14 protein-coding genes and 2 pseudogenes are annotated in these 12,694 nt (G+C 40.6%); 7 read left to right on the top strand and 9 right to left on the bottom strand.

The window, feature by feature from the left end:
• Positions 1-123: 123 nt before the first annotated feature.
• On the bottom strand, positions 124-594 hold the full coding sequence (locus tag MTBBW1_RS30040) for a TSUP family transporter (RefSeq protein ID WP_281255658.1): 471 nt from the start codon (positions 592-594) through the stop codon (positions 124-126).
• Positions 595-664: 70 nt separating this feature from the next.
• Positions 665-895 (bottom strand): annotated as a pseudogene (locus tag MTBBW1_RS30035) (TSUP family transporter); the annotation flags it as partial.
• Positions 896-1,118: 223 nt separating this feature from the next.
• Between MTBBW1_RS30035 and rpmB the strand changes: the two are divergent.
• A complete protein-coding gene (rpmB, locus tag MTBBW1_RS18860) occupies positions 1,119-1,310 on the top strand; it encodes a 50S ribosomal protein L28 (protein ID WP_080805964.1) in 192 nt (63 codons plus the stop codon).
• A 232-nt stretch (positions 1,311-1,542) separates the two neighbouring features.
• Here the strand turns inward: rpmB and MTBBW1_RS18855 are convergent, their stop codons facing one another.
• From MTBBW1_RS18855 to MTBBW1_RS18830, 6 genes are all read right to left on the bottom strand, one after another.
• A complete protein-coding gene (locus MTBBW1_RS18855) occupies positions 1,543-3,717 on the bottom strand; it encodes a RelA/SpoT family protein (RefSeq protein ID WP_080805962.1) in 2,175 nt (724 codons plus the stop codon).
• A gap of 216 nt (positions 3,718-3,933) precedes the next feature.
• Positions 3,934-5,442, bottom strand: a complete 1,509-nt coding sequence (gene proS / locus MTBBW1_RS18850) for a proline--tRNA ligase (protein WP_080805960.1) — start codon at positions 5,440-5,442, stop codon at positions 3,934-3,936.
• A 75-nt stretch (positions 5,443-5,517) separates the two neighbouring features.
• Positions 5,518-6,597: a flavodoxin-dependent (E)-4-hydroxy-3-methylbut-2-enyl-diphosphate synthase gene (gene ispG / locus MTBBW1_RS18845; protein ID WP_080805957.1), complete on the bottom strand. Its 1,080-nt coding sequence runs from the start codon at positions 6,595-6,597 to the stop codon at positions 5,518-5,520.
• A 22-nt stretch (positions 6,598-6,619) separates the two neighbouring features.
• On the bottom strand, positions 6,620-7,615 hold the full coding sequence (locus MTBBW1_RS18840) for a metal ABC transporter solute-binding protein, Zn/Mn family (RefSeq protein WP_186441498.1): 996 nt from the start codon (positions 7,613-7,615) through the stop codon (positions 6,620-6,622).
• A gap of 34 nt (positions 7,616-7,649) precedes the next feature.
• Complete coding sequence (locus MTBBW1_RS18835; protein ID WP_080805953.1) at positions 7,650-8,888, bottom strand: MFS transporter; 1,239 nt, start codon at positions 8,886-8,888, stop codon at positions 7,650-7,652.
• Between the two features lie 9 nt (positions 8,889-8,897).
• Positions 8,898-9,494 (bottom strand): hypothetical protein, encoded by a 597-nt coding sequence (locus MTBBW1_RS18830; protein ID WP_080805950.1) that lies wholly within the window; start codon positions 9,492-9,494, stop codon positions 8,898-8,900.
• A gap of 495 nt (positions 9,495-9,989) precedes the next feature.
• Between MTBBW1_RS18830 and MTBBW1_RS29160 the strand changes: the two genes are divergently transcribed.
• The 6 genes from MTBBW1_RS29160 (at position 9,990) to MTBBW1_RS18800 (ending at position 12,153) form a co-directional block, all read left to right on the top strand.
• Positions 9,990-10,274, top strand: coding sequence for a hypothetical protein (locus MTBBW1_RS29160; protein WP_080805948.1), 285 nt, complete (start codon positions 9,990-9,992; stop codon positions 10,272-10,274).
• 153 nt (positions 10,275-10,427) lie between these two features.
• Positions 10,428-10,661 carry a CopG family transcriptional regulator gene (locus MTBBW1_RS18820; protein ID WP_080805946.1) on the top strand — a complete coding sequence of 78 codons (234 nt, stop codon included), beginning with the start codon at positions 10,428-10,430 and terminating at the stop codon, positions 10,659-10,661.
• The gene (locus MTBBW1_RS18815) at positions 10,648-10,905 is read left to right on the top strand and encodes a type II toxin-antitoxin system RelE family toxin (RefSeq protein ID WP_080805943.1); all 258 of its coding nucleotides are present in this window, start codon (positions 10,648-10,650) and stop codon (positions 10,903-10,905) included. Before MTBBW1_RS18820 ends, MTBBW1_RS18815 begins: the two co-directional genes overlap by 14 nt.
• 258 nt (positions 10,906-11,163) lie before the next feature.
• Complete coding sequence (locus MTBBW1_RS18810; RefSeq protein ID WP_139786821.1) at positions 11,164-11,532, top strand: hypothetical protein; 369 nt, start codon at positions 11,164-11,166, stop codon at positions 11,530-11,532.
• Positions 11,533-11,690: 158 nt separating this feature from the next.
• Positions 11,691-11,909 (top strand): type II toxin-antitoxin system RelB family antitoxin, encoded by a 219-nt coding sequence (gene relB / locus MTBBW1_RS18805; RefSeq protein ID WP_080805938.1) that lies wholly within the window; start codon positions 11,691-11,693, stop codon positions 11,907-11,909.
• Positions 11,902-12,153, top strand: a complete 252-nt coding sequence (locus tag MTBBW1_RS18800) for a type II toxin-antitoxin system RelE family toxin (RefSeq protein WP_080805935.1) — start codon at positions 11,902-11,904, stop codon at positions 12,151-12,153. Before relB ends, MTBBW1_RS18800 begins: the two co-directional genes overlap by 8 nt.
• 246 nt (positions 12,154-12,399) lie before the next feature.
• Here MTBBW1_RS18800 and MTBBW1_RS29155 read toward each other — a convergent pair.
• Positions 12,400-12,694, bottom strand: a pseudogene (locus MTBBW1_RS29155) (hypothetical protein); the annotation flags it as partial.

The raw sequence follows: 12,694 nt of genomic DNA, 5'->3' as shown, positions 1-12,694 counted from the left end.
TGTTCCTTAGCATTAATCATCTTATCTTCTAAAAAGAGATGGCTGGGATTCAGCCACTCCGAATATAGAAAATCGTATCTATTTCCACGGTAAAAAAACGGGCATCCTTCAGATGCCTTGCAATCATTTAAAATAGTTCATATAGACAAGTCTTACAATTGTAAGAAAAACCACTGTCATGAAGACAGGTCGAATAAACCCTGCTCCTTTTTTTATGGCAAGGCCGGATCCTGTAAGTGCTCCTGCAACCTGACCGGCTGCCATGGTCAGCCCTGCTGAGTAGCAGACGTTATCACCAATGATGAAAAGGGTCAAAGCTACAATATTGCTTGTAAAATTCATTATTTTTGTATAACCTGATGCCTTCAGCATGTTGTAGCCCATTAAAAACATAAGTGCCGCTGTCCAAAATGAGCCGGTTCCAGGCCCAAAAAAAACCGTCATAAAAACCCAGGGTAATGCCGGCAACGAACCAGAAAAAATTCTTTGAGATTTTTGCATCATGATCTTCAAGGCCAAGTCGGGAGGAAAAAAGAGTGTAAATAAAGACACACAGCAGAAGAAACGGAATAAGAGGTTCAATAAATCCTGCATCAATTTGCTGTACCATCCATGAGCCAAAAGAGGCTCCAATAAATGTAAACAGGATCCCTTTCCATCCATCTTTTAAGGAACCCTGGCCCTTTCGTACATAATTGATTGTTGCGGAAAAGCTGCCAAAAGTTCCCTGGAGCTTGTTTGTACCCAGAGCAAGCTGGGGAGGAAGACCTGCAAAAATAAGGGCAGGCAGGGATATTAGACCGCCACCTCCGGCTATGGAATCCACAAGGCCGGCTGCAAGTCCTGAAAAAAAGAGAAAAAGCAGAGATAAAGGTGTTAATACAAGTGGTTCCATTTTAATTATACCTTACCATTTTAATTGTATCTTTTCATAAAAATAGCCCCCCAATTCTTTAATGGCTGGGGGGCAGTTTAATTTGGGCATAAAGGTTTTGTTATTACAGACTTAAGCCATCATGTATGTTTGTCAGAATTTTTATTTACATTTAAAGGAATTGGATGTATATGCTTATGTTTTGAATTATGGCATGAACTTAAATATTTCAAGGAGACTTACAATGTCAAAACAGTGTACTATATGTGGTAAAAAACCCATGGTAGGGAGCAATATAAGCCACGCACACAATATTAACAAACGTCGTTTTAACCCAAATTTACAGAAGGTTCGTGCGGTTTATAATGGACAGGTCAAAAAGATCAATGTCTGCACAAACTGCATAAAATCAGGTCGGGTAGTAAAAGCTGCCTGATTTGCTTGAACTTTGCGCCCTTCGGGCGGATACTTCCATAATTACTTTTTTTGAAAGAAAAAAATGGAAATTCCCACACCATTAAAATAAAAACCAGATTTCTGCATGGCTTTTTATTTTGCGTCACTGTCATATTTGTCTGTTTTGAAAAATGCCCCCGCTCTTTGATACAAGGACGGGGGCATTTCATATTTGTGCATACAAAGTATTTTTCGATTATGACAGTAGCTTTTTAAATATTTGCAACAAGCCTTTTCACATTTTTAACTGATTTGATTTTTCTAAGAGCTGTCATTATTGTATGTAGTTGATCAATACTTTTTACCGAGATTGTAAAGTAGCTTCTGACAATTCCATCATTGGATGTTTCTGTATGGGCATTGTCAATATTTGCTCCGCATTTGTTGATGGCAGTTGCAAGATCTGCAAGCAGACCGTGTCTGTCAACAGCCCTTGTCCGTATCTTGGCAGGGTATGAATCTATTCTGTTTTCTGCATCACTCCACTCAACATCAATTTTTCTTTCAGGACTCATGAGGCGGGTATTGATGCACCCCTTGCGATGCACTGTAATTCCTTGTCCCTGGGTAATATAGCCTATGATATCATCTCCGGGAAGTGGCGAGCAGCATCGTGAAAACTTTACTAGAATATCATCTAACCCCTTTACAACAACTCCATCTCCCCGATTTTTTTTTGCTTTTTTCTTTTCGACTGCAACTTTATGGAAAGGTGGGTTATCCTTATCTTCTTCACCATCTTTTTCTGAATCGGGAATTGCCTTGTGAAGTATCTGGAGAGGCGTTATCTTGCCAAATCCCACATGGGCAATTAGATCATCAACTGCCTTGAATGCAAATGACTCAGTTGCAACCTTTTCAATTTCACCGGATTTTAGCATGGAATTAAAGTTATGGTTTTTCTTCCGGAAAAGCTTTTCACACATTTCCTTTCCAAGGGAAAGTGCCCGTTCCCGCTCCCGTGCCTTAATCCACTGCCTGATTTTGCTTCTTGCCTTGACAGTTCTTACAAAATGAATCCAGTCCGCACTTGGATGGTGGTTTTTGGTTGTAATTATACTTACAATATTGCCGGTTTCAAGTTTGTAATCAAGGGGGACAATTTTGCCGTTGACCCTTGCGCCTGTGCACTGGTCACCAACTTCCGAGTGTACCATATATGCAAAATCAACAGGCGTTGCACCTTTAGGAAGGGTTTTTATCTCGCCGTCAGGTGTAAAAACATAAATCTCGTCAGGAAATAGGTCTATTCTGACATTTTCAAGGAACTCATCCGGGTCTGTGGACTCCTTCTGGTTTTCCACAAGGTTACGAAGCCATGCAAAGGTTTTTCCGGTGCGTTCATCTATTGTTGCTCCTTCCTTGTAGCTCCAATGGGCAGCAATTCCTGATTCTGCAATTTCATCCATCTCCTTTGTACGAAGCTGAATCTCCACCCGTTCACCATGGGGACCTATTACGGTTGTATGCAGGGACTGGTAGCCGTTGGGTTTGGGGACACCAATGTAATCCTTGAACTTGTAGTGAATGGGCTTCCACATATCATGTATGATTCCCATTGCTTCATAACACTGGCTCTTTTTCTCAAGAATTATACGGAATGCAACAATATCATATACCTGGTTAAACTCCAGGTTCTGGGAGAGCATCTTCTGGTATATGCTGAAGTGCTGTTTATGGCGCCCCTTTATCTGGGCAGAAATACCCTCCTGTTCCATTTTACGGGTCAGCGCCTCTTTGACCTCTTTTACATAGGCCTCTTTTTCTTCCCTTGCTTTATTGACAAGATTGTCAATGGTTTCATACTCTTCGGGGTGTGTGTAGTAGAATGCAATATCCTCAAGCTCCTGTTTAAGCCAGAAAATTCCAAGCCTTGCTGCAATGGGGCTGTAAATGTCAAGGGTCTCGCGGGCAATGACTATTTGCTTTTCAGGGGTGTGATATTCAAGGGTTCTCATGTTATGAAGCCGGTCAGCAAGTTTTATGAGAATGACCCTTATATCATCTGCCATTGCAAGAATCATCTTTCTAAGACTTTCCGCCTGGCGGACAGATTTGTCAGAAAGGGCAAGTTTGGAAATTTTTGTGACACCAGCCACAATATGGGCAATGTTGTGTCCAAAAATCTCTTCTATCTCTTCCCTTGTGGCATGGGTATCTTCAATTACATCGTGAAGAAGGGCTGCTGCAATGCTTTCAACATCAAGTTTCATGTTGGCAAGTATCTCGGCAATTGCAAGGGGGTGGGAAAGATAAGGCTCTCCGGATAACCTCACCTGTCCGTCATGAACCTGCGCTGAATATACATATGCCCTGTCAACGATATCCAGACGGGCCTCTGGATTATATTCAAGAATTATGTCCTGAATTTCACTGATTCTAACCATGCCATCATCTTTATTAAATACTTTAGTTATTTATTCAAAATCGACATCTTATTGCTTTTTCAGAAGTTATTGCATTTGTCTGAATCAGGATAACCAGGATGAAAAGGATGTTCAGGATAAATAATCCTCTTATACTGTTAAAATCATGGGGCTCCTGATTCAGACAGGATTGAGAAGGCTTAAAAGACCATGGGTGCCGACGTTGAGTATTTATGATCAGTATGCCTTGGCAAAGAGCACACGTTTTTGGCTTTTTCCTCCACAATAGATACACTTTCCACTTTCTTCAGGTGAGTCAAATGGAATGCATCTTATGGTAACAGAGAGGTCTTCTTTGATTTTTGCCTCACAATCAAGGCTTTCGCACCAGTGAGCCATTACAAAACCGCCGTGAATGCCTTCTTTGGATTTATAAAAATCGTAGAATTTATTCTTGTCATCAATCTGGTGGGTATTTGAATCTTTGAAATCTTTGGCTCTTTTAAAAAGAGTTGCCTGGATTTCATCAAGCATTTCCACCATACCATTTATAAAATCTGACCGTGCAATTGATGATTTTTCTTTAGGGGTTCTGTCCCTTCTTGCTGCAAACACAGCATTTTTCTCAACATCCTTGGGGCCTATTTCAGCCCTTACAGGAATGCCTTTTTTAATCCATTCCCAGCCTCTGGCACCTCCGGTGTCCCTCTCATCAATCTCCACAACAATTTTTCTGTCGTGATATAAAATCTGCCTTAATTCACCAGCAAGGGAGTTTACATACTCCATTACATCTTTTTTCTCTTCGTCATTTCGGAAAATAGGAAGAAGAACCACATGGGCAGGAGCCACCCTTGGCGGCATTATAACACCGTCGTCATCACCGTGGGTCATGATCATCCCTCCGATCATTCTGGTGGATACACCCCATGATGTTGTCCAGGCAAATTGATCCTTTCCATCAGCATCCTGAAAGCGGATATCAGAACCTTTTGCAAAGTTTTGTCCCAGAAAATGGGAAGTTCCTGCCTGTAAAGCCTTTTTGTCCTGCATCATGGCCTCAATGCATGTGGTGTCAACAGCGCCAGGAAATCTTTCCGATTCTGATTTGCGCCCCTTTACAACAGGCATGGCAAGGCACTCTTCAACAAATTTTGTATAAACATCAAGCATCATGCTGGTTCTCTGCCTTGCTTCCTCTTCTGTTGCATGTGCTGTGTGACCTTCCTGCCACAGAAATTCGCTTGTCCTGAGAAAGATACGGGTTCTCATCTCCCACCTGACAACATTTGCCCACTGGTTAATAAGTACTGGAAGATCCCTGTAACTTGAGACCCACCTGGACATTGATTCTCCTATGATGGTCTCTGATGTGGGGCGTACAATGAGAGGCTCTGCAAGTTCACCTGCCGGAACAAGGCCGCCATTTGGACCCTGTTCAAGTTTGTGGTGGGTTACAACAGCGCACTCCTTGGCAAAGCCCTCAACATGCTCTGCCTCTTTTTCAAGATAACTCAAGGGAATAAACAGCGGAAAATAGGCATTTTTCACTCCTGTCTCCTTGAATTCGGCATCAAGTATAGCCACCATGTTTTCCCAGAGGGTGTAGCCCCATGGCCGAATAACCATACATCCCCTTACAGAAGATTTTTCAGCCATTTCTGAGGCTTTTACAACCTCCTGATACCACATGGGATAATCTTCCTCGCGGGTGGGTGAAATTGCTGTTTTTACCTTGTTCCCCATTTATTTTCCTCCAGTTTTTTTCATGGTTTTAATGTTTGCTTAGATTTTTTCGACATCTTTTTTTGTATTCAATTTTTAAATTTGGTTTTTCTGTTTCCTGATAGATTCAATTTCGCTAAGAAGTTCCTTTACCATATCCTGCTGTTGGATTTTTCTTATAATTTTACCTTTTTTGAACAGAATGCCATGTCCATCTCCGCCGGCAATGCCGATATCCGCCTCTTTTGCCTCTCCCGGGCCGTTTACAACACACCCCATAATGGCAACCTTGAGGTTGTCAGGGCAGTTCAGAAGGGCATCTTCAACCTCTCCTGCCACATCAAAAAGGTTGATTTTGCAGCGTCCGCAGGTAGGACATGATATTATTTCAGGTCCTCTTTGACGGAGGCCAAGGGAGCGAAGGATTTCCCACCCGACACGAACCTCTTCCACAGGATCACGGGTCAAAGAGACTCTTATGGTATCTCCAATTCCGTCAGCAAGTATCATGCCTATACCGATAGCAGATTTTGTTATACCTGCAAAAAGTCCGCCTGCTTCGGTAACCCCAACATGCAGAGGCACGTCACTTTTTTGGGAAATCAGCCTGTAAGCCTCAACTGTTCTTTCCACATCAGAAGCTTTAAGGGAAACTTTGATATCATGGAAATCAAGATCTTCAAGAACTCTTATATTTCTCAAGGCACTTTCAACCATGGCAGAAGCTCCGCTGCCCATTTTTTCAACAACATCCTTTTCAAGGGAGCCAGAGTTTACCCCTACACGAATGGGAATACCCAATGATTTGGCACAGTCAGCAACAGCCTTTATTTTATGTTTTTCCCCAATATTGCCTGGATTAATGCGCAGGGCATCGGCACCTGCATCGGCAGAAGCCAAAGCCAGCCGGTAATCAAAATGGATATCTGCAATCAGTGGAATGGAAATCTGTGGTTTTATCTTTGATATGGCCTCTGCTGCATCCATATCAGGCACTGCAACACGTATAATTTCACATCCTGCTTCTGTTAATCTCTGGATTTGCGCAACGGTGGATTTTACATCCTGTGTAAATGTATTGGTCATGGATTGAACAGCAACAGGAGCATTGCCTCCAATTTTTACATTGCCCACACTTATCTGACGGGTTTTTACTCTCTCTTTTGACAGTGGCATTTGTGTCTGTTTCCGGTAAAAATCAATTCCTAAGTGAATTTTTGATTGTTGAAGCCATATTTTCAAGGTTTTCAATGTAGTTACGGGCCAGGGGATCCAAAGGTACCACAACTCCTTTAATGGCAGTGGCTATTTTATTTGCAGTATTTTGGTCAAACTGGGGCTGTACAAAAATGACATGAACATTGTTGTTTTTTGCTTCCGTTATGAAATTAAGCAGCTCTTTTCCCCTTGGGGACTTGCCGCCTCTCTCCACTGCAAGCTGTTTCAGGCCATACTCACGTGCAAAATAACCAAATACAGGGTGATAGACAAAAATGGTCTCACCCTCTAAAGGTGCAAGGGCATCCTTGATTTTAAGATGTAATTTGTCAAGATCATCCATGAATTTATTAAAGTTCTGGCTTAATTGAGCCTTATGCTCAGGTGCATACTTTAAAAGCGCATCAAGGATAGTTGCAGCCTGTATTTTGACAAGCAGCGGGTTCATCCAGATGTGGGGATCAAGGGCGTCAGTGTGGTGATGTTCATCTTCACTTTTTTCATCTTCAGCATTTTGATGCTCACTACTTTGTTCTTTTTCTTTGGCATCAGACTCTTCATGGTGTCCATGCGAAGATTCTGAGATGTGAAAAGGCATCAATTCAATGCCCTTTGTAGTATCCACAATTTCAAGGCCACCGGTAATTTTCTTGATTTTTGGCATAAGAGCTTTTTCAAAAGGCACACCAATTGTAAAAAAAAGTTTTGCCTCTGTAAGTTTCAGCATCTGTGAAGGGGTAGGGGCATATGTGGCAGGACTTTTGCCGGGTGGAACAAGAACATGAACATCAACCATTTTGCCGCCAATCCTTTCCACAAAATATGCCTGGGGTTCAATACTTACAAACAGTGTGAGCATCTCATCTTCTGATAGTTTTGTGGAGTCTCTGTTTTCAGATGATGCTTGTGAAGGTACAGAAAAAAATAGAAGTATAATTGAGATAATGAGGAGTATATATTGTTTAGTTAATAGCATTGTCTTGCTCCTTTTGGTGTTGTTTCTTTTGATGTTATTCATTCTCATCATCAAACCGGTGGGGGTGCAGAGAGCTTATAACCGGTGATATTCTTGGTAAGGGTATGTATGGAGTAAGCTCCTCTGTATTTTCAACTCTTCTTGTCCTTACATAAAGGGCAGCTCCGCCCATTATCAGAGTTGAGAGAGAGCAGAAAATATAAAATCCCGAAGGGCCTGCTGCATGCATCAATACAGAAGAGAGCAAAGGGCCAAAAGTTGAGCCCAAACTGTAACATAGAATCAGTGCAGCACTTATGGGAACTATATTTTCATTTTCAATGTTGTCCTGTGCCCTTGCAACTGAAACAGGGTAGATAGTAAAAACTGATCCAAACAGGAAAGACATTAGCAGAAGCATTTTGAAATTAAGATGTCCTGCAAAAAGTATTATAGCAGAAACAAGGGCAACAAAAAGACTTAATACCGATAAAATCGAGAGTCTGTCAAAACGGTCGGAAATAGAGCCTATAGGCCACTGGAAAATAAGCCCTGACCATATTGTCACCATCATGAAAATGGTAATTCTTGATAGATCAAGTCCGTTATAAATGCAGTAAACCGGCCCCATAACATAAAAAGCTCCAAGCACAAGGCCTGACGAAAAACTCCCGAACATGCTGAAAGGCGCAAGTTTGAAAAGTTTGATAAAGTTATAGTGAATTACATTAATAGGCTTGGGGTTTATGGCTCTTGTAAGTGCCACAGGAACAATACACAGAGAAAAAATTATACCAAGCACCATAAAAAGGGTTGTGCTTTGAATATCACCCATGTTCAGCATCAACTGGCCTATGCCATTACCAAAATAGACAATGATCATATAAAGCGAGAGAATTCTTCCCCTTATCTGGTGTTCAACCATTTCGTTTAGCCAGCTTTCAACAACCATATAAAGGCTTGAAATGCATAATCCACTTACAAATCGAAGTAGAAACCATAGCAGAGGGTGTGCATAAAATCCGTGGGCAATGGCAGAAACAGATGCAATGGCACTGAGTGCTGTAAATGCCCTAATATGGCCGACTTGGCGGACAATCTGCTGACATATGAAAAAACCTGCAATCATGCCAAGATTATATCCGGCCATGGTCAGGGCAACAATATAGTCTGCATGTTCTGCATATTTAAGGCTTACACTCAGCAAGGTGTTCTGGAGTGCCGAGCCGGTTGAGAGCAGAAATATGGAGGCAAACAGTGCTATAAAAGTTTTTGCAGCATCAAATATTGGCATTTTACGTTATCACTTCAATGTGCTTACAGGAATTGATATTATGGGGAGTGAGAGTTTGTCTGTTCGTATTATGGATTTTATCCTCTCGCCCCTTGTCACTTTGTTACTTCTTGGGTCAGTGATGTAGTAGTAAAGCTCCGATACTCCGTGATACATATCAAGTGCAATAAGATCAATGCTTACCGTTCCGGAAGAGCCTGGGATCATAAATTCCGGGGTTTTGAAGCCAAAGCTGTCCTGGTCTGTTGCAAATGCTGTAAAAAAGAAATCACAGATTATATCAGCGGCATCGGGAGAGTCCACAATTGTACACGAATATTTATGGGTAAGTTCAAGCTCAATGCGCTTCAGGGCGTATTTAAGGGGAGGCTCATCCTCAATAAAGTGACACTCAACATAGACATTTTGCTCATTGAAAGGCATAAAATCCTCTTCCGGCAGCATTGAGACAAGCTGGTCAAGGCTGTGGGTCATCAGGCGCTGTTCTGTGGCGCCAAAGTATTCATCATTGACTCCCCTTGTTGAGCATGATGAGATCACCATTACAGAAGAAAAAATTATAAGGACAATAAGAGGGGTTTTTGTTGGAACTGATTTTTTTTTCATTTTTTAAACTCTCCGGATATTTTGAAAATAGTTGGGAATCTTGGGTTTCTTTATACTTGCCATCTTATACTTTCCAGGGAATATATCCCGTTTTTTGGGTGTATTTTTCAGAAAAGTGCAAAGTATTTTGGTGTTGTATGAAAGATGCTCAATCCCGTGTAAAAAATTATCGAATATGCTTTTTATCACAGAATTTCTTACAGGTACAGTACATGATGCAAAGTGCGGTTTCTATACTAAAAATTAATATTGAATCCTTTGCGGTAACCTCTCTTTGTTGCTGTCATTATATGCAGTTGCCAATATCAGAAAAACAGGGAATGTGATATATTGCTCAATATTATTTAGGTTTGAAGTAATATATTGAATATATGAAACTTTATCTAAAATTCCTTGACCGATATCTCTTTTGGGATTTATAAGAAAGTCCCCGTATTTCAAGGTTTTTTTCAGGGCTTTTTACGGCAAGGAAACTGTGGAGGTGATGAATTCATCATGATTGGACAGCCATCAGTCATGTACAATCCCGGAGCATCTTCACGCTGTCGTGAAAGTGAATGGGGTGGTGTTTGTTCAAAGGCATTTTTAAATGACAGAGAGCATATCCGGATAGGGATTGCCCCTGATTTTGGAGCTTTTCCGGACAAAATGAGCATGGAAAAGCCGGGTTCATGCCGGAGTTTGTTGACGGGCTGTGCATTGGATAGTACAGGAAATATAGTTTTTCTATTAGCAAACAATGTGCCATTGATGGGAAAAACATTGATTTGCGGGGGCTGAAGATAAAATTCGGCTTCATATAACCAGTCGTACCACCGCCAGCCGATTAGGGCTGTGGATGTATCGCAGGCTTTTGCGGCTGACTGTGTACTCAACGTTGACATCATAGCGTTGTGATGTCATAATGTTGTCAAATTAAATGGAGGTTGTATTATGGCGACATTATCAAAAAGATCAACGATATATTTAGATCCAGCCTTACATCAAGCATTAAAGCTAAAAGCTCTTGAAACATCAAAATCTATGTCCGAAATAATTAATGATGCACTGAAAGAAGCACTTTCTGAAGATGCTAAAGACCTTGCTGCATTTGAGGAAAGAGCTGATGAGCCATTGATTAGTTACGAACAAATGGTAAAGAGGCTTAAAAAAGATGGCCGAATATAGAATTTTTTTTAAATCATCGGTTTGGAAAGATTTTAAATCTATTCCAGATAAAGATTTAACGAAAATTCTGAGCTGTATTGAATCCCTTGGTAAAAATCTTCGACAATCAAACTGTAAAAAGTTAAGTGGCCAAGAAAAATATCGTATGAGATATGGTCGTTACCGAATTGTATATTCTATTCAGGATGAAGAGCTTACGATTTGGATTGTTAGGGTGGCACATCGTAAAAATGTATATCGCTAACGCGAACCAGGCACTTTACCAGATCTAAAACGCTGGCGCGTTTTAGATCTGGTAAGTTAATCGTTACTCACCGTTATCGAACAAAATGAAATGAACAAACAAATTATAATTTCGTCTGTTGGTCAACTTGATGATTATATTGAACTTTTAAATTATTAAGCTCAAGAAGCTCAATTCAAATTAGATGAAATTTCGAGCCACTCATATCCAATCCACTTTTTAGAAAAAATAAAATTTGAGAAGATTGGTTTTGATCCCTTGGATTCATCAAGACCTCTCAATCTAATAGAACAAATAAATCAGACATTTACTTATTTGGCTTCTTTCCTAGGAGCTAAAATCCTTTTTAATAAACACAGTGGCTTAGAAAATATTAATTTGAATTTGGGCACTCAGTCAGGTTCAGATATAGAAAGTAATTTCGATGGAGGCATAGCAGCAGAGGTATTTTCATCAGTATCTCCAAGTAATAACAATAAATTAAGCAATGACATAAAAAAAGTGGGAAAAATTGAGGATAGGCATAAATATGTGTTTTTTTTATGTCCAGATATAAAAGAAGGGATTTATACAAACCCATTTGGAAATGAAGTGTATGTTTATTCTCTTGGAGACTATGAACTATAATAAAGCGATAAATAGGCGTTTCACCACCGCTCCATTACGTTCCGCATGGACGCGCGTGATCGCGCGCCGGTGAACTTATCTCAAAAAATGGACTTGACTCTTCCGTATGCTGTGATTACAATGTATTACAAATCAACACATAAATATCGGAGGTTAAAATGAGTGTCGCTGTTTCAATAAGAATGCCGGATGAGCTTATACGGGAACTTGATTCCGTTGCAAAAACGACCGAAAGGTCAAGATCATTCCATATCCAAAAAGCATTAGAAATATACCTTGAAGACCAGGCAGATCTGCAAATTGCATTAGATAGGCTTCACGATTCTTCAGATCCCATTACTTCAATAGATGAAATGCGAAATGAATTAAATGTTTAAAATAACATTTAAAAAATCTGTATCAAAAGATTTAAAGCAAATTAGCAAAGATCAAGTTAAAAGGATATTGGACAAGATCGAAACTGATTTGTCTCATACGCCAGAACAATTCCCAGAATTAAAAGGCAAATTTTCAGGATTGCGTAAATTTAGAGTTGGCCATTATAGAATAATTTTTGCTATTATTGGGGATGACACTGTCTTAATCACCAGAATTAAGCATAGAAAAAAATCTTACAAATAACCGAGATAACCCTTCGTTCCAGTAGGATGCTGCAAACAGCGCGGCACCTCTGAACTCAAACGTTATATGAAGCCTTCGGCAGATGCAACGCGTAGTATTTATTAGTCTTTTTCATACTTCATCCTTTTTTGGGATGCGCCTTGCCACATGGAACTCCAATCAGAGAGAGTCTGCTGTGATGTTTCAAGCAGTATAGACCTGCCCCGTCTGGATTCTGTTCTGCCACCTCGGGTGGAGCTTCCTCTTTCAGTACAAAAGACGCTGGAAGAGGCACTTTCCAGTCTGCCGGGTGAGATGATGTGTAAAGAATCTCCACCTGGCAATAAATATGGAGGGTGTGAGCTTGCGGACATTTTGAGGCTCTACTGGAGTGATTTCCAAAGGAACAAGAATCCTGTCAATTGATTCAGTATCAAGAAGCAGTGGATCGCCGCCTGATAGAATCACATCATCTACTGCCCTGTTTTTTTCGATATATGCCAGTCCATGTTCAAGGGAATTGCTTTCCCGATTGCAGGTTCCAACCTCTCTTTTTCGCATA

Source organism: Desulfamplus magnetovallimortis (genome assembly GCF_900170035.1).
GTDB classification, from domain to species: Bacteria; Desulfobacterota; Desulfobacteria; order Desulfobacterales; family Desulfobacteraceae; genus Desulfamplus; species Desulfamplus magnetovallimortis.
Note: the sequence above shows the minus strand (reverse complement) of the source record. Positions and strands in the feature narration are given on the sequence as shown.